The organism is Pseudomonas hygromyciniae (assembly GCF_016925675.1).
Taxonomy (GTDB): domain Bacteria; phylum Pseudomonadota; class Gammaproteobacteria; order Pseudomonadales; family Pseudomonadaceae; genus Aquipseudomonas; species Aquipseudomonas hygromyciniae.
In genome coordinates this window covers 3,760,002-3,777,367 of the sequence record NZ_CP070506.1, presented here as the reverse complement: position 1 = coordinate 3,777,367, position 17,366 = coordinate 3,760,002, and the positions used below count along the sequence as shown (strand labels likewise).

Here is a 17,366-nt window from a genome sequence, read left to right as displayed (position 1 = left end):
GGCGATTAAAGCCGGTTTGCCCGGCGAACGCAAAGTGGGTGTGGGCTTATCGGCACAGATTTACCCGGTTGATCATGCTGGTTGCATGGACCGATGCGGGTTAAACCTCATGCCTGCTCACAAGGAAGATCCATCATGACGGATACCCCTGAAGGTTTTGCCCCCTTATCTCGCAGCAGCCCGCTCCTGGACTTGCTCGGCCCGGTGTATTGCCGCGGCGAGGGCCTGCAGTTGCAACTGGGCCTGCGCGCCGACAACCGCCATGCCAACGGGCGCGGTACGGTGCATGGTGGCGTATTGGCGACCCTGGCGGATGTGGGCATGGGTTATGCCATGGCGTTTTCCAGCGACCCGCCGTTGCCATTGATTACCGCGAGCATGACCCTCGATTATCTGGGGGCGGTGCAGGTGGGTGATTGGATCGAAGTGCGGCTGGAGCATCACAAGCGCGGGCGGCAGATGGCGTTTGCCACGGTCAGCCTGCAGGTGGGGGAGAAGGTCGTAGTGCGAGCCAATGCGGTATTCGCCGTGCCCCAGGCCGCTGCGTAGCTACCCGCAAAGCTGTTACAGCGCTGTTTTATGTACATTGTCGAGTCGTGCGCGTCCCCCTTGTGGCAAGCCCGCTCGCCACAAGTGGGCCAGGTGGCTGCGCGACAGTACCAATCAGATAGGCAAAAAAAGGCCCGGCTTTTCGTGGAGCCGGGCCTTTTCCATGTTGCTCGTTGAATCAGTCGCGCTCAAGGGCCAGTGCCACGCCCTGGCCGCCGCCGATGCACAAGGTGGCCAGGCCTTTCTTGGCATCGCGCTTGATCATTTCATGCAGCAAGGTCACCAGTACGCGGCAGCCTGATGCGCCAATCGGGTGGCCGATGGCAATCGCGCCACCGTTGACGTTGACCTTGGCCGCGTCCCACTCCAGTTCCTTGCCCACTGCCAGCGCCTGTGCGGCGAAGGCTTCGTTGGCTTCGATCAGGTCCAGTTCGGCCAACTGCCAGCCGGCCTTGTCCAGGCAGCGCCGGGTCGCGGACACCGGGCCAATGCCCATGATCGCCGGATCGACGCCCGCGTTGGCGTAGCTGGCGATCCGTGCCAGGACTGGCAGGCCCAGTTCCTTGGCTTTATCGGCGCTCATCAGCAGTACCGCGGCGGCGCCGTCGTTGAGGCTCGACGCGTTGCCGGCGGTGACGCTGCCGTCCTTCTTGAAGGCTGGCTTGAGCTTGCCCAGGGATTGGGCGGTGGTGCCGGCGCGAGGTTGCTCGTCCACGGCAAAGGCAATCGGGTCGCCTTTGCGCTGGGGGGATCAGGATCGGCGTGATTTCGTCGGCAAAGCGCCCGGCCTCAATCGCGGCAGCCGCTTTCTGCTGGGAAGCGGCGGCGAAGGTGTCCTGGTCTTCACGGCTGATGCCGTACTTGTCCACCAGGTTCTCGGCGGTGATGCCCATGTGGTAGTCGTTGAACGCGTCCCACAGGCCGTCGCTGATCATGCTGTCGACCATCGTCGCATGGCCCATGCGCAGGCCGGTGCGGGCGGCAGGCAGTACATAGGGCGCCAGGCTCATGTTTTCCATGCCACCTGCGATGATCACCTCGGCGTCACCGCAGCGGATGGCCTGTGCGCCCAGGTGCAAGGCCTTGAGGCCCGAGCCACAGACTTTGTTCAAGGTCAGGCTCGGCACCGCGTGCGGCAGGCCGGCGAGGATCGATGCCTGGCGCGCCGGGTTCTGGCCGGAGCCTGCGGTCAGCACCTGGCCAAGGATCACTTCATCTACAAGCGCTGGGTCCAGGCCAGTCTGCTCCAGTAGGCGGCGGATCACGGCGGCCCCCAGTTCCGGTGCCGGGATGGTGGCCAGGACCCCTTGAAAACTGCCCACGGCGGTGCGGGTGGCAGCAACAATCACGACGTCTTGCATGGAATCTGTCCTCACTGGAAGTGCATTTCTGGAACGTGGTCCGGGACGATCAGTTTACCGGCGGTCTTGCTCACAATCTCTTCAACGCTGACGCCAGGTGCGCGTTCCTTGAGGACAAAAGCGCCATTTTCGATTTCCAGGTAGGCCAGGTCCGTCAGCACGCGTTTGATGCAGTTGGCACCGGTCAGCGGCAGGCTGCACTGGCTGAGCAACTTGGACTCACCGTCCTTGGAGGCGTGGGTCATGATCACGATGATGTTTTCTGCGCCGGCCACCAGGTCCATGGCGCCACCCATGCCCTTGACCAGCTTGCCGGGGATCATCCACGAGGCGATATTGCCGTGCACATCCACTTCAAAGGCGCCAAGCACCGTGAGGTCTACGTGGCCGCCGCGAATCATCGCGAAGGATTCGGCCGAGGAGAAGATCGACGCGCCGATGCGTGCGGTGACGGTCTGCTTGCCGGCGTTGATCATGTCGGCATCGATGGTGTCTTCGGTCGGAAACGGGCCCATGCCCAGCAGGCCGTTTTCCGACTGCAGCATCACTTCCATGCCTTCGGGAATGTAGTTGGCCACCAGGGTCGGGATGCCGATGCCGAGGTTGACGTAGAAGCCGTCCTGCATTTCGCGGGCGACGCGTTGAGCCATTTGTTCGCGGGTAAGAGCCATTTTATGAGTCCTTATTGTTCGGGCTGGAGGCAGATTATTTGCGGACAGTGCGCTGTTCGATGCGCTTTTCGAAGGTGCCGCAGATGATCCGGTCGACGTAGATGCCAGGGGTGTGGATCTGCGCCGGGTCCAGCTCGCCCGGTTCAACGATTTCCTCGACTTCGACCACCGTGATCTTGCCGGCGGTGGCGGCCAGCGGGTTGAAGTTCTGGGCGGTGTGGCGGTAGATCACGTTGCCGAAATGGTCGGCTTTCCAGCCTTTGACGATGGCGAAATCGCCGGTGATGGACTCTTCCATCAGGTAGGGGCGCCCGTTGAACTCACGGGTTTCCTTGCCTTCGGCGACGGGGGTGCCAACGCCGGTGGCGGTAAAGAACGCTGGAATGCCGGCGCCGCCTGCGCGCATTTTTTCCGCGAGGGTGCCTTGGGGGGTCAGCACTACTTCGATTTCACCGCTGAGCAGTTGCTTCTCGAACAGGGCGTTTTCACCGACGTAGGAGGCGATGACCTTGCTGATCTGCTTTTCTTCGAGCAATACACCCAGGCCGAAGCCATCCACGCCGCAGTTGTTGGAGACGACCGTCAGGTCGCGGGTGCCTTTGCGCTTGATTTCGGCGATGAGGTTTTCCGGGATGCCGCACAGGCCAAAGCCGCCGGAGAGTACGGTCATGCCGTCTTCCAGGCCTGCCAGCGCTTCTTCATAGGACGCCACGCGTTTATCGAAACCTGCCATATGCACCTCTTTTATTGTTTGTGGTCCAGCCAGTGACCCGAGTGTTGCGCCGGTGGATTGATTTGTTAAGTTGTTTTTTAAGGTTGATTGATTTAAAAAACAGGACAATTGGTTGGGTATTGGAGCAGAGCCATGACAGTTAAACAGATGCGGGCCTTTCTGGCCGTGGCCCAGACCCTGAGTTTTGCCGCCGCTTGTGAGCGCCTGCATTTGTCCCAGTCGGCCCTGAGCCTGACGATCAAAGGCCTGGAGGAGGGCCTGGGCGGGCGGCTGTTCAGCCGTAATACGCGCAACGTCGCACTGACCCCGGAAGGCGAATCCCTGTTGCCCCTGGCCCGCCGGTTGATTGCTGACTGGGACAATGCCGAGGACGAATTGCGCCAGCGTTTCACTTTGCAGCGCGGGCGTGTGACGGTGGCGGCGATGCCGTCGTTTGCCGGCAATCTGTTGCCGCCGATCCTGAAGATCTTTCGCGCGCGGTTTCCCCAGGTCAATGTCACGGTGCACGACCTGATCAATGAACAGGTGCTGGAGATGGTCCGCGATCGCCAGGTCGAACTGGGTGTGGCATTCGAGCCCTCGCCGGGGTCGTCGCTGGCCTTTACCCCGCTGTATCTGGACCGCTTTGTTGCGGTCGTACCCGGTGATTCAGCGTTGGCGCACATGAGCGAAATCGACTGGAAAACCCTGCTGGCGCAACCTTTCATCACCTTGCAGCGGCCTTCTACGGTCCGGGTGATGCTTGAAGAGCACCTGGGTGTATTGCAGATGAAGCTGCCGGTGGCATTGGAGAGCCATCAATTGGCAACGGTGGGCAAGATGGTTGCCAGTGGCCTGGGCGTCAGCGCCGTACCCGCGTTGTGCGCCCCGCAGATGGAAGAGGCGGGCGCCCATTGCATCACTTTGTGTGACCCGGTGATCGAGCGACCGATTGGCGTGCTGACCAAGCCAGGGCATGAACTGTCGGCGGCGGCGCAGGCACTGTTTGATATCTTCCGGGACGAAGCGGGGAAGGGGCGGTTTCCGGGGATTTAAGTCGACATAAACAAATGTGGGAGCTGGCAAGCCAGCTCCCACAAAGTTGAAGTTATTCTTAGTAGTAGCGGTCAATCACTTTAACTTGCGAGTTGTCCTTGAAGGACTCCCAGGCATTGTTAAGTGTGTCGAACACTTGCTCGATAAAGTTGCGATCGGCAGCAGCTTTTTTGCCGACATAACCCCTGGCCACGGCGGTACATCTTCAGGCGCGCTGCCAGTTCACGGTTATTGCGGTCGAACTCGGCTTCTTCGGTATGGGGCGCCAGGCAGTCAATTTGCACTTCGCCCGATTTGCCAATCCACAGGATATGGTCGTCGAGTGTGTCTTTCTGCGCTGCGAACATCTCAGCCAATTCATCGATAGTTGGTTGGTTGTTCAGATTCATGTGTAAGCCCCTTGACCAGTTGGCGATCTTCAGTTGATTCGTTAATCCACGTTAGTTGTCTCCGGTTGCGAAAACCGGGCGTCAGAAACGGTCTGCCAAATACGGGCAGGGTCTTGAACCTGATGCATGTAGTGTTTCTGATGAACTGCTACGCAATGGTTTCATAACGAAGACAAGTAGCATTTGAGCGTCTTGTACCGGTCCTTTCGGGTCGGTCAGCTTCATCAATCTGCCTTGTGGGCAGTGCACATCCGGAAAAACAGCTCGGCGGTCAGACGAGCTTGTTCAAAACGCTTGTTACCAACGCTCCCGATCCGGGAGACGTCTGAATCATGCAAGGTCAAAATGGTTACGTCAACGGTTATGTAGTGATTATTTTCGCTCACTACATAAATATTTTTGCGGGGGGAGGGATGCGGGGAAAGGTGACTCTTGCGTCATTTTTTGTGCTGATAGGTCGGGTGTTTGCCCTGCAGTAGGATTTGGTCTGCCTGCGATGGCATCACCTCGGCGTGTCAGTAAAACCGAGGTGATGCCATCGCAGGCAAGCCAGCACCTACATTGGATTTTTGGTGCTTGGGGAGTGTCATTCGCCGCGGATGTACTGTTCCAATTGCCGGATCAGTGCCGCTTGTTCGGCGATAGCTTCCTTGACCAGGTCGCCGATGGACAGCAGGCCCAGGAGTTTTCCGTCTTCCACCACCGGGAGGTGGCGCAGGTGGCCGTCAGTCATGATGCCCATGCAGTCTTCGACGCTTTTGTGGGTGTCCACGGTGATTGCCGGTGAGCTCATCACCTGGCGTACCTGGGTACTCGTCGAGGACAGTCCATGGAGAATCAGTTTACGTGCATAGTCGCGCTCACTGATGATGCCGACGACCTTGTCATCCTTGACTACCGGCAAAGCGCCGACGTTCTTCGCTGCCATCACCACCAGCGCCTCAAACACGGTGTGATCCCACTGGATGGTATGCACTTCCTGATTCTTCTGGTCCTTGGACTTGAGCAACTGTGCGACGGTTTTCATGGTGTCCACCCGGTTTTGTTATTAGGCCGTGCCTACAGAATCCTAGACCACTGACCCCAGAGCAAGACCCAAAGCGGCGTATATCCCGTCAAAAAGCGTCATTTTCCGGATTTTTCCTTCCATTCAGCCCTTGCTGGCCGGTTTTGCCGCCCGTTTCGGGCTGGCGCCGGTCTTGCGCTTGGCCGGCTTACGTTTATTTTTCCAGGGTGTGGCACCACGGCCTGCGGGGCTGGCCGGGCCGCTGATGGTCATTTGCATGCCATTGCAGCGGGCCACTTGTTTGCTCATCCACGCCGCCTGTTTGGCGACAAACTCTTCCAGGCTCATCTCACCGCTTTGCACCATGTCCAGGGCCTGCTCCCAAATTGCAGTGGTGCCGGGATCGGCAATCGCCCTGGGCACCGCGTCGATCAGGCTGAAGGCTGCCGGTGTGGCGGACAACGCCTTGCCATTCTTTACCAGGTAACCACGGTCCAGCAGGCCCTGGATAATCCCGGCCCGTGTCGCCTCGGTGCCGATGCCGGTGGTGTCCTTGAGCTTTTGCTTGAGCAGCGGGTCTTGCACCAGTTTGGCGACGTTCTTCATCGCCTTGATCAGGTCGCCTTCGGTAAAGGGCTTGGGCGGCTGGGTCCACAGGTCCTTGAGGTTGACCTGCGCCACCCCGTAATCCTCACCCTGTACCAGGGTTGGCAAAGTCTGTGGCGCAGGGGCTTCGCGGCCTTTGCTCGGAGCCAGGGCTTCGGGCAAGGCGCGTTTCCAACCGGCTTCTACCACCACTTTGCCTACCGCGCGCAGGGCTTCGCCGGCACAGTCGAAATCCGCCTGGGTGCGATCGTATTCGTGGTTGGGCAGGAACTGCGCCAGGTACCGGGCGCGGATCAAGGTGAAGACGGCGCGGTGCTTGCCGGTCAACTGCGCCAGATCCTTGCCGGCGCCGGTGGGGATGATGCCGTGGTGGGCGCTGACCTTGGCGTCGTTCCAGGCCCGGGAGCGGCGTTGCGCATCGAGGTGCGGCAGCAGCGCGCTCACCGCCGGATCGGCGCGCCCCAATGCCGCGAGAATAGTGGCCGCGTCGCCATGCTGGCTTACGGGCAGGTAGCCGCAGTCGCTGCGTGGGTAGGTGATGACCTTGTGGGTTTCGTAGAGGGACTGGGCGATATCCAGGGTTTCCTGGGCGCCGAGGCCGAGTTTCTTCGAGCAGATTTCCTGCAGGGTACCCAGGTCAAAGGGCAGGGGCGCCACTTCGCGCAGGCGTTCGGTGCGCAGCTTCACCAGGCGCGCGCTGGCGGCGTTACTCATGGCTGTCGCCGCCTGCCGGGCGCGCTCATGGTTGAGGCAACGGCCCTGGTCGTCACAGATATCGTCGGCGGCGCGCCATTGCGCGATAAAGCTCATCTGCGCATGCAGCAATTGCACATCGATTGCCCAGTACGCCACCGGGACGAAGTCGGCAATGCTGCGGTCACGGTCCACTACCAGCCGCAGGGTCGGGGTTTGCACCCGGCCCACGGGCAACACGCCCTGATAGCCGGACTGGCGGCCGAGCAACGTAAACAGGCGGCTCATGTTCATGCCGATCAGCCAGTCGGCGCGGGAACGGCCCAGGGCCGAATGATAGAGGCTGAAGGTGTCTGCACCGGGCTTCAACGAGGCCAGGGCCTTGCGGATCGAGGCATCGTCCAGTGCCGACAGCCACAGGCGCTGGATCGGCCCGCGATAGCGGCAATGCTCCACCAGCTCCCGGGCAATCATTTCGCCCTCGCGGTCGGCATCGGTGGCTATCACCAGCTCCCGGGCTTCCCCCAGCAGGCGCTTGACCGCCTTGAACTGGCTGGCCGTCTTGGGCTTGACCGTCATCTTCCATTTTTCCGGGACGATGGGCAGGTCGGCCAGCACCCAGCGTTTGTACTTGGCGTCGTAGGCATCGGGCGGGGCGGTTTCCAGCAGGTGGCCGATGCACCAGGTGACTGTGACGTCGGTTCCCAGCCAGCATCCGTCGCCCCGACGCCGGGCGCCGAGCACGGCCGCGATATCCTTGGCCTGGGAGGGTTTTTCACAGAGGAACAGCCGCATGGTCAGCCCATTCGTTACACAATTGAATGGGCGAAGGATGGGCAAAAGAAGGGAATTGAGCAACCTTTATCTGGATGGATATACAGCAATTTGTGTGGGCGCCGGGAAACCAATGTGGGAGCGGGCTTGCCCGCTCCCACAAGGGGATATCAGTTGTTATCCAGATCCACGTTCTTGGTTTCCTTCAGGCACAGCAGCCCGACAATCAGGCTCACCCCGGTAATCACCACCGGGTACCACAGCCCGTAGAAGATATCGCCGGTATACACCACCAACGCAAACGACACGGTGGGCAGGAACCCGCCAAACCAGCCGTTGCCGATGTGGTAGGGCAGGGACATGGAGGTGTAGCGGATGCGCGTCGGGAACAGTTCCACCATCAGCGCGGCCAGCGGGCCGTAGCACATCGCGGCGATCAGGATCAGGGTGACGATCAACACCACCACCATGGTTTTGTTGACCTGGGCCACGTCCGCCGATTTCGGGTAGCCGGCCAGGGTCACGGCGCCGCGCAGGGCGTCTTCGTCGTAGCCGTCGATGCGCACATCGCCGATGCTCACTTGTACCGCGCTGCCTGCCGGTGCGGCTTCGCTGCTATAGGGCAGGCCCTGTTTGACCAGGAAGGTCTTGACCTTGTCGCAGGGGCTGTCAAACCGCGCCTTGCCCACCGGGTCGAACTGGAAGGTGCAGGTGGCCGGGTCCGCCAGTACGGTGATCGGAGCCTGGCGGCTGGCCTGGTCCATCGCCGGGTTGGTGTAGTGGGCCAGGCCCTTGAAGATCGGGAAGTACAGCGCGGTGGCCAGTAGCAGGCCGACCATCAGCACCGGCTTGCGCCCCCATTTGTCCGAGAGCCAGCCGAAGAAGATAAAGAACGGCGCGCCAATCACCACGCTGATGATCAGCAGCATATTGGCCAGGGCCGGGTCCATCTTCAGGAACTGGGTCAGGAAGAACAGCACGTAGAACTGCGCCGCATAAAAGGTCACGGCCTGGCCGGCGTTGATGCTGAACAGCGCGATCAACACCACCTTGAGGTTTTCCCAGTTGCCGAACGACTCGCGGATCGGCGCCTTGCTGGCCTTGCCTTCCTCTTTCATTTTCAGGAACGCGGGTGATTCGTGCAGGCTCAAGCGGATCCAGGTGGAAATCCCCAGCAGCACGATGGACAGCAGGAACGGCAGGCGCCAGCCCCAGACTTCAAACTGATCGCCGGTGAAATAACGGCAGGCCAGCACCACCAGCAACGACAGCAGCAGGCCGAGGGTGGCGGTGGATTGAATCCAGCTGGTATGGAAGCCGCGCTTGCCGGCCGGGGCGTGTTCGGCGACATAGGTCGCGGCACCCCCGTATTCACCGCCCAGGGCCAGGCCCTGGAGCATGCGCAGCACCACCAGGATGATCGGCGCGGCGATGCCGATGCTGGCGTAGGTGGGCAACAGGCCCACGCAGAAGGTCGCCACGCCCATCAGGACGATGGTGGCCAAGAAGGTGTACTTGCGCCCGATCATGTCGCCCAGGCGCCCGAATACCAGCGCGCCGAACGGCCGCACCACAAAGCCGGCGGCAAAGGCCATCAAGGCGAAGATAAAGGCCGTGGTGTCGTTGACCCCGGCAAAGAATTGCTTACTGATCACCGCCGCGAGGGCGCCATAGAGGAAAAAGTCATACCACTCGAACACCGTCCCCAGGGACGAGGCGAAGATGACCTTTTGCGACTCCTTGCTGGTAACAGTGGCGCCCGGTGTGGCGTCCAGGGGTTGAGCACGTTCTGACATGGGGTAGTCCTCACAGTGATTATTTATTGTTGTTCCACTGTCGGCGCTAACTTCAGCGCCGCTCTTACCCTGTAGGAGCGAGCTTGCTCGCGAAAAGCCTGAGAGCAACGCGGTGATCCAGAATGCCCGCGTTATCGTTGGCGATTCTCGCGAGCAAGCTCGCTCCGACAGGTCATGCCGGTGTTGTCTGTTCTCGTTGGGGGGTGAGGTTCCTCGTTGAAGGGGACAGGATCAGTTGCGCGGCTTTTTCCGCGATCATCAGCGTGGGTGAGCAGGTGTTGCCGGAGGTGATGCGCGGCATGATCGAGGCGTCGGCGATGCGCAGGCCGGGCACCCCATGCACGCGCAATTGGGCATCGACCACGGCATCTTTATCCTGGCCCATGCGGCAGGTGCCCACTGGGTGAAAGATCGTGGTGCCAATCCGTGCCGCAGCTTCCTGCAATTGTTCATCGCTCTGCAACGCTTCGCCAGGCAGGTACTCCACCGGGTTGAACGGGCGCAGGGCCTGGGCGCCGACAATCCGCCGGGTCAAGCGGATGGCATCGGCGGCCACGCGTAAATCTTCTGGATGGCTCAGGTAGTTGGGCTGGATCAGCGGCGCCGCCGCAGGATCGGCCGAGCGGATATCGATGCGCCCGCGACTCTGCGGGCGCAAGTCACAGACCGATGCGGTAAAGGCCGGGAACCCGTGCAGCGGCTCGCCAAAGCGCTCCAGCGATAGCGGCTGCACGTGGTATTCGAGGTTGGCCGAGGTCTGTTCCGGCCCCGAGCGGGCGAAGGCGCCGAGTTGGCTGGGCGCCATGGACAGCGGGCCGCTGCGGTCATACAGATACTGCAGGCCCATGCCCATCTTGCCCCACACGGAGCCGGCGATCTGGTTCAGGGTGCGGGCGTTTTCCAGCTTGTAGATCAGCCGCAGTTGCAGGTGATCCTGCAGGTTGCCACCCACCCCCGGCAGTTCATGCAGGACCTCGATACCCAACGGTTTGAGCACGCTGGAGGGGCCGATGCCGGAGCGTTGCAGGATGCCGGGCGAACCCACGGCGCCGGCGCACAGGATGATTTCCTTGTGCGCTTGCCAGGTCACCGCTTGCCCTTGCTGGCGGCCAACTACCGCACTGGCACGGCCGTTTTCCAGGAGGACGCGGTCGACTTCGACACCGGTCAACACCGTGAGGTTGGCACGCTGGCGAATTGGCTTGAGAAACGCCTTGGCCGCATTCCAGCGCACACCGCTTTTCTGGTTGACCTGGAAGTAGCCACACCCTTCGTTATCGCCCTGGTTGAAGTCGTCGATGCTGGCGATGCCACTTTGCTTGGCGGCTTCGCGGAACGCGTCGAGGATCGGCCAGTGCAGACGCTGTTGTTCCACGCGCCACTCGCCGCTGTCGCCATGCAGGGGCGAGGCGCCGGCAAAATGGTTTTCGCTTTGCTTGAACAGTGGCAGTACATCGTCCCAGGCCCAGCCCGGGTTGCCTTCGGCGGCCCAGCCATCGTAGTCGTTGGCCTGGCCGCGCATGTAGATCATGCCGTTGATCGATGAGCAGCCGCCCAGCACCTTGCCCCTTGGATAGCTCAAGGCACGGCCTTGCAGGCCTTCCTGGGCTTCGGTCTTGAAGCACCAGTCGGTGCGAGGGTTGCCGATGCAGAACAGGTAGCCGACGGGGATATGGATCCAGGGGTAATTGTCGCGGCCGCCCGCTTCAAGCAGCAATACGCGATGGGCCGGGTTGGCGGACAGTCGATTGGCCAGCAGGCAGCCCGCAGGGCCGGCGCCTACCACCACGTAATCGTATTGCGCAGGTGCAATAGTCATTTGGGGTCTCGCTTGTTTTTCTTATTGGCTCCATCCTAGTTGTTAGTTTTCGTCTTAAAAATGTTAGTTTTTGCCCAGCTGCTGTGCGTTTTTAAACAGCGCTGTTCTCAAGGCCGAGAGGGGAGGCGACATGTTCGACTGGAATGACCTGCGGTACTTCCTTGAATTGCAACGTAGCGGGCGCCTGCTCACCGCTGCCCAGCGCCTGAAGACCACGCATGCGACCGTGGCCCGACATATCGAGGCCATCGAGAAAAGCCTCGGCACCGCGTTGTTTGTGCAGCATGCCCAAGGCTACGAACTGACGCCGTCGGGCGAAGCGCTGCTCAAGCATGCCGAAGCCATGGAGAACGTTGCGCTGTTGGCCGAAGAAGAACTGACCCACTCCGCCGCGCCCCTGGGCAAGATCCGCCTGGGGGTGGCCGAAGGCCTGGGGGTGATGTTCCTCGCCGGGCGCATGGGCGGCCTGTTCGAGCGTTATCCCGGGCTGGAAGTGGAACTGGTGGCGGTGCCGCGCTTTGTCAGCATCCTCAACCGCGAGGCCGAGATCAGCATCCACCTGGAGCGGCCCAGCGTCGATCAACTGGTCACGCGCAAACTCACCGACTATCGCCTGGCCCTGTATGCCAGCCGCAGCTACCTGGCGCGCACGCCCGCCATCGAGAAGCGCGAAGACCTGGCTGCCCATGCCTGGATCGATTACGTCGACGACCTGCTGTTCAGCCAGGAGTTGAAGCTGCTCAGCAGCTTTTGTCGCAACCCCAGGGTGGTGTTCCACAGTACCAGCGTGATCGCCCAACACCAGGCTGCGCGCTCGGGGCTGGGGATTGCGGTGTTGCCGTGCTTCATGGCCGCAGGCGATCCGGACCTGGTGCCGCTATTGCCGCAGGAAGGCATCCAGCGCAGCTACTGGATCAGCTCCCGGCGCGAGTTGCACAAGTCGGTGCGGTTGCGGGTGTTGTGGGATTACGTGGTGGAGTTGTGCGCCAAGGAGCAGGGGTTGCTGTTGGGCGAGTAAATCAGCGGATGTACAAAGATCAAAATGTGGGAGCTGACGAGCCCCTGCGAGGCTGCGATGACGGCTTCACAGGCGCAATAGTTGTCGCCTGACACACCGCCATCGCAGCCTCGCTGGGGCTCGACAACTCCCACATGGGTTTAGAGTTTTACTGTCTGGTGTACCTGTTCACCACATGCACGAGCATCGTTGATCATCTTTTCAAACGGTGCACTGACGATTTCGTCATGGCTCAACCAGCGCACTTTCTGGGTCAACCGGTAGTGGTAGCGCAGGCCATCCTTGAGCTGTTCGCCATCGAGTTCCAGGTCATACCAGGGCGAGCTGATCTTGCAGCCCTGGACCGGCTTGTCCATCTTCCCGCCGGTCAAGGTAAAGGTGTAGTCGACCGTGTCCGGGTTGCCCAGGTACAGGTCACCCCGTTGCCCGTTGCGGCGGTAGTTGAGCAGGCCGTCCCATTTCTCCTTGAGCGACTGGTCGGTGTAGACGTAGCCTTCATCGAGTTTTTCCAGGGCGCGCAGGTCGGTCATGCTGGCCTTGACCGTGTAGCTATCGGGCTGCACGAACCCAGTGGGTTGGCGGGTCACCTGGCAATCGCTGATCTCGCGGCCGAAGTTGTCGCAGATGTTCTGGTCAGTGGCGGTGGCCCCCTGTTCACGGTCAGCCATGCTCAATTGCATCAGCGTCAGGCGGCTGAAGGTGACGCTGGCGCGGGTCGCGCCGTTGCCCTGTTTGTCGTAATGCACCTGCTTGTCCAGGCGGATGCTGGTGTCAGGGCGCGCCAGGGGGATATGTTCCTCCCGTACCTGGCCCTGGGAGTTGTTGACGAGTACCCAGCGATCCTGGATATCGGGCATGGTCTGGCCCGGGGCGAACACCGGGTTGGTCGGGTCCAGCCACCACACCTGGCCGGCCACCTCGGCACGCACGATGGCATGGTTGGGCGCGCCAGTGCCTGGAACCAGCAGTGAATCCACCACATCACCACGGCTGACCCACGCGGTCTCGGCCTTGATCCCGCTGGCCTTGAGCATGGCGGTCAGGAGGATCGCCAGGTCCTTGCAGTCGCCATAACCATGCTGCTCGATCTCCGCCAGGTTAAACGGTACATAGCCGCGATCCGTGGCACGCCAGTCACCCAGGTAACGGTAGTGATCGTTGATGTGCTGCATCAGCCCGGCGACTTGCTGCGCCGGTGCCAGGCCCTGCACTGCAGCCACGGCAGCGGCACTGCCCGCCGGCAGCTTGGCTGCGAGAATCTGGTTGTAGCGCTGGGCAAAACCGCCGAAGTGCTTTTGCACATCCAGGCTGCTGCCCACTTCGATACGTGGGATCACGCGGATATAGGCGTGGCCCGATTCGTTGATGTAGTTGAGATAGGTCGGCGCTTTTTGCTCGATATCCAGGGTCTTGCGATTGACCGAGGGGGTGATGGTGAAACCGTCCATCGACTCAGCGCGCCACTCGATTGGCCGTTCAGCGGTAAAGCGCGCCTTGAGTCGATCGCGACGGGCGTTGCTGGGGCCAAACTGCAGGGCGTAGTGGAACTCGGTCATCAGCGGCTTGGCCGGGTGATGTTCGCGCACGGTATAGCGGATCTGTGTGCCGACCCGCAGGTTGGGGAAGGCCAGGGATGTCTGCTTCAGGCGGGAAAACCCCTGGTCGGGGTTGGGCGCGGTGCGCGTATCGATCTGCGATTCGGCCAGCGCCTGGGGCTTGCCGCCCGGCTGGATGGACTCGGCGTGCAGCACTTCAAAACCATCGCCTTCGGCGTAGTTGAAGTCGATGCGCGACAATATTTCCCGACCGCTGGGTTGGAGGATGGTGTAGCGGTAGGTGGTTGTGCAATCGGTGCTGGCGTCACGGTTGAAGTGGCAGTGCAGCTCGGATTCATTGGCAAGTGCAGCTTCGGCCATGGGTTGCAACGCGGCATGAGCAGTGTGCGAAACAAGCCCCAGACTGGCGCAAATCAAAGGGCGGTAAAACGAGAAACGGTGCATGGGCGCCTCAGGTGGAACGTTGACACAGATACCCGTGCGGGTACCAAGAGGTGCCAGATGATAATGGATCGCAACACCAAAGGCCAGCATTGTAGGACAATAAATATCGCTGAAAGGCCCGAGATAGAGCCTTTTGTTCAGTAGGAGGGGTTAGCCGATCAACTCAAATCCGCTGCTTGCCAGGCGCTCGCCGTTCACCAGTACGTGCACCGTATGCTGGCCGGGGTAATGCTTGCGCGTGGTCATGTCGCGGATGTGTTGGCCGCGCTGCACGGTATGCCGTTCACCGGCGCCGAGGGTAAATGCCTTGAGCTTGAACACCTTGGCGGCGTTATGGCCGGCGCTTTTTACATACTCGATGGCGTAGTCCACCACCAGCTTTTGTGGGGCATTGGTCGTGGATTCGAGGGTAAACGACAGATTGATCCGCTCGCCCAGGCGAATCGCCGCCGGCTCGACCTGGAACTGATGGATCTTCACCTCGGCACGGGCGCCTGCGCCCATGAGCGTCAGTGCGCGGATATTGCCTTGCTTGATCAGGCTGCGCAGGGCGTGGCGGGCGATCCAGGCGGTATGGGGGTTGTCCAGGGACCAGCTCTCGATCACATCCAGCACCCACTCGGGATGGTCCTTGGTGATGTCGTTGAGGTGGTTGGCCACGGACTTGCGCACATACAGGCTGCTGTCGGCCTTGAGGTTCTCCAGGATTGATGCGCACAGGCGTGGGTCGGCCTGCACCTGCGCCAGGCGAAACGACCACGGCAACCTGGGCCGCGAGCCTTCGCTGGCGAGGCGGCGCACGTGTTCATTGGCATCCAGCGACCACTGCTGCATCACCTCCAGCGTGCGCTGCAAATCCTTGAGCAGAAAAGCCCGCACGGCAAACTCGGCAGAGCCAAAGGTGGTGAAGTACTTGAGCGCCGCCATCGAGCGCTTGAAATCATCCAGGCCGTAGCTGGCCACATAGTGCCCGAGGAACAAGCTGACAAAACCACTGTTCAGGCGCGGGGCCAAGGCATACAGAAGTTTGAGGGTCTGTGCATAGTCCAGCGGGATCACCGCGTGCAGGCTCTCACTGACACGGGCCATGCGCTGCATCACCGACAACCCGGCAAGGTCCTGGCTGGCGTGCTGGACAAACCCCTTGGCATCGAATGGCGGGTACACCGCGCTCATCTCATTAGCGATGTGCTGCAGGCGCTGGAGGTTGAAGATTTCCTTGAGGGCTGGGGGGCTTTGGTCGGTCATGGGGAGTCCGCAGCAGAGGTTGGTCGTAAGACCTTTGCAGGTTAACACCTTTGCAGGAGCTGGCTTGCCAGCGATAGAACTTCCCTGTGGCGAGCGGGCTTGCTCCCGCGCTGGGCTGCGAAGCAGCCCCAAAACCATCCGCCTCGGTGATTCTGAATAAACTCGGTGCTCCTATTGGGGCTGCTTCGCAGCCCAGCGCGGGGCAAGCCCGCTCGCCACAGGGGAGTTCGTCAGTTTCTGAAAGTTGTGTAGATACCTATGGCCATCGCTGGCAAGCCGGCTCCCACACGGGGACGGTCGCTAGAGATACCAGCGATACTCCCGCGCATTGATCTCCTGCTGGAAAGCCAGATGATCCTGGCGTTTGTTTTCGCAATAGACGTCGACAAACTCCGCGCCCAAGCCTTCGCGCAGGGCCGGTTGTTGCTGCATGGCGCGCACGGCTTCGAGCATTTCCAGGGGGAAGTCGTGGCCGCTGTCGCGATCTTCGTTCAGCGGTGCGATGGGTTCACGCGCTGCATCCAGGCCATGTTCAAGCCCGACCAAGATCGCCGCCAGGACCAGGTACGGGTTGGCATCGGCACTGGCCAGACGGTGTTCTATCCGCAGGTTGCGCGGGTCGGACTCGGGAATGCGTACGCAGGCATCCCGGTCTTCATAGCCCCAGCAGGCCTTGGTGGCCGCATTGACCGTACCGCCCAGGCGGCGGAAGGCGTTGTGGTTGGGCGAGAAAATCGGCATGCAATGGGGCAGCAGTTCCAGGCAACCCGCCACTGCGTGACGCAGCGGTTGCTGCTGGTGCGCTGCCAGTAGGTTGTTGCCGGCGGCATCGTACAGGCTGACATGCACATGCATGCCACTGCCGGGATGTTGCAGGTAGGGCTTGGCCATGAAACTGGCGCGATAGCCATGCTTGAGCGCCACGCCACGGGTGCTGCGGCAGAACAGGGCGGCCCAGTCTGCGGCGCGCAGGCCGTCATCGAGGTGACCGAAATTGATTTCAAACTGGCCAGGGCCCAACTCGGCAGTGATCACCGTAATGTCGATCCCCTGAGCCTGGGCGGTCTGCACCATGTCATCGAGTACCGGGGCGAAACGCGACAGCCGCTCGATATGCAGGGTCGGTTGGTCGTCGGGGTCGTCGCTCAATGGGTCGCGGGCAAATTGCGGCAGGCCCTCGGCGAGTTTTCTGTCGAACAGGTAGAACTCCAGCTCAAACGCCACCACCGGGTGAATGCCCTTGCGGTGCAGGCGTTCCAGGACCTTGGCCAGTACTTCCCGTGGCTCGAATTCGATGGGCGCCTCGGTGCCGTCGGAGGTGATCAGCATCTGCCCCAGGGGCTGCGCCTCCCAGCTCACGGGCTTGAGCGTGCCGGGTACCAGGCGGCGGTTGGCATCGGGGTCGCCGTCATGGAAGCAATAGTCGCCGATCTTGAACAAACCGCCCTGGGCGCCCAGCAGCACGGCGTTCTGTGGCAGCTTCAGGGGGCTGCCGGCGGCGACTTTTTCCAACATTTCAACCGGGTAGCGCTTGCCGTAGAAACGCCCGGGGATGTCCAGGCAAATCAGGTCGACGTAACGTACATCCGGATGGTTCTGGCGAAAGGTCCGCACTTCGGCCAGTAACGTGGAGGAATGGCTTTTCACGGGTGACGCTCCTTGGTGTGC

At 61.3% G+C, this 17,366-nt stretch carries 12 protein-coding genes and 2 pseudogenes; 3 read left to right on the top strand and 11 right to left on the bottom strand.

The features are described from left to right. The first annotated feature begins 135 nt into the window (after positions 1-135). Positions 136-549 (top strand): PaaI family thioesterase, encoded by a 414-nt coding sequence (locus tag JTY93_RS16635; RefSeq protein ID WP_205478703.1) that lies wholly within the window; start codon positions 136-138, stop codon positions 547-549. Positions 550-727: 178 nt separating this feature from the next. On the opposite strand, the pseudogene JTY93_RS16630 reads toward JTY93_RS16635, so the two are convergent. The 3 genes and pseudogenes from JTY93_RS16630 to JTY93_RS16620 form a co-directional block, all read right to left on the bottom strand. After that, positions 728-1,910, bottom strand: a pseudogene (locus JTY93_RS16630) (acetyl-CoA C-acetyltransferase). A gap of 11 nt (positions 1,911-1,921) precedes the next feature. Then, positions 1,922-2,581, bottom strand: a complete 660-nt coding sequence (locus JTY93_RS16625; protein WP_027603173.1) for a CoA transferase subunit B — start codon at positions 2,579-2,581, stop codon at positions 1,922-1,924. Between the two features lie 34 nt (positions 2,582-2,615). Then, a complete protein-coding gene (locus JTY93_RS16620; RefSeq protein WP_010211319.1) occupies positions 2,616-3,314 on the bottom strand; it encodes a CoA transferase subunit A in 699 nt (232 codons plus the stop codon). A 132-nt stretch (positions 3,315-3,446) separates the two neighbouring features. On the opposite strand from JTY93_RS16620, the gene JTY93_RS16615 reads away from it, so the two are divergent. Then, positions 3,447-4,349 (top strand): LysR family transcriptional regulator, encoded by a 903-nt coding sequence (locus tag JTY93_RS16615; RefSeq protein WP_169994813.1) that lies wholly within the window; start codon positions 3,447-3,449, stop codon positions 4,347-4,349. A gap of 58 nt (positions 4,350-4,407) precedes the next feature. On the opposite strand, the pseudogene JTY93_RS16610 reads toward JTY93_RS16615, so the two are convergent. The 5 genes and pseudogenes from JTY93_RS16610 to JTY93_RS16590 all read right to left on the bottom strand — a co-directional run bounded on the left by JTY93_RS16610 (position 4,408) and on the right by JTY93_RS16590 (position 11,432). Beyond that, positions 4,408-4,738 (bottom strand): annotated as a pseudogene (locus JTY93_RS16610) (hypothetical protein). Positions 4,739-5,324: 586 nt separating this feature from the next. Next, positions 5,325-5,765, bottom strand: coding sequence for a CBS domain-containing protein (locus tag JTY93_RS16605; RefSeq protein ID WP_169994811.1), 441 nt, complete (start codon positions 5,763-5,765; stop codon positions 5,325-5,327). 123 nt (positions 5,766-5,888) lie between these two features. Beyond that, positions 5,889-7,838, bottom strand: coding sequence for a DNA topoisomerase III (locus tag JTY93_RS16600; RefSeq protein ID WP_205478707.1), 1,950 nt, complete (start codon positions 7,836-7,838; stop codon positions 5,889-5,891). A gap of 149 nt (positions 7,839-7,987) precedes the next feature. Then, positions 7,988-9,613: an MFS transporter gene (locus tag JTY93_RS16595; RefSeq protein WP_169994806.1), complete on the bottom strand. Its 1,626-nt coding sequence runs from the start codon at positions 9,611-9,613 to the stop codon at positions 7,988-7,990. A 172-nt stretch (positions 9,614-9,785) separates the two neighbouring features. Continuing rightward, entirely contained in the window at positions 9,786-11,432 is a 1,647-nt protein-coding gene (locus JTY93_RS16590) for a GMC family oxidoreductase (RefSeq protein ID WP_205478710.1), read from the bottom strand. 130 nt (positions 11,433-11,562) lie between these two features. Between JTY93_RS16590 and JTY93_RS16585 the strand changes: the two genes are divergently transcribed. Continuing rightward, on the top strand, positions 11,563-12,450 hold the full coding sequence (locus tag JTY93_RS16585) for a LysR family transcriptional regulator (RefSeq protein ID WP_205478712.1): 888 nt from the start codon (positions 11,563-11,565) through the stop codon (positions 12,448-12,450). 140 nt (positions 12,451-12,590) lie between these two features. Here JTY93_RS16585 and JTY93_RS16580 read toward each other — a convergent pair whose 3' ends face one another. The 3 genes from JTY93_RS16580 to JTY93_RS16570 all read right to left on the bottom strand — a co-directional run bounded on the left by JTY93_RS16580 (position 12,591) and on the right by JTY93_RS16570 (position 17,345). Then, on the bottom strand, positions 12,591-14,450 hold the full coding sequence (locus tag JTY93_RS16580; protein ID WP_205478714.1) for a DUF3857 domain-containing transglutaminase family protein: 1,860 nt from the start codon (positions 14,448-14,450) through the stop codon (positions 12,591-12,593). A gap of 150 nt (positions 14,451-14,600) precedes the next feature. Beyond that, positions 14,601-15,698 (bottom strand): DNA alkylation repair protein, encoded by a 1,098-nt coding sequence (locus JTY93_RS16575; RefSeq protein WP_205478717.1) that lies wholly within the window; start codon positions 15,696-15,698, stop codon positions 14,601-14,603. 300 nt (positions 15,699-15,998) lie between these two features. After that, positions 15,999-17,345, bottom strand: coding sequence for a glutamine synthetase family protein (locus JTY93_RS16570; RefSeq protein ID WP_205480748.1), 1,347 nt, complete (start codon positions 17,343-17,345; stop codon positions 15,999-16,001). Positions 17,346-17,366: the final 21 nt, after the last annotated feature.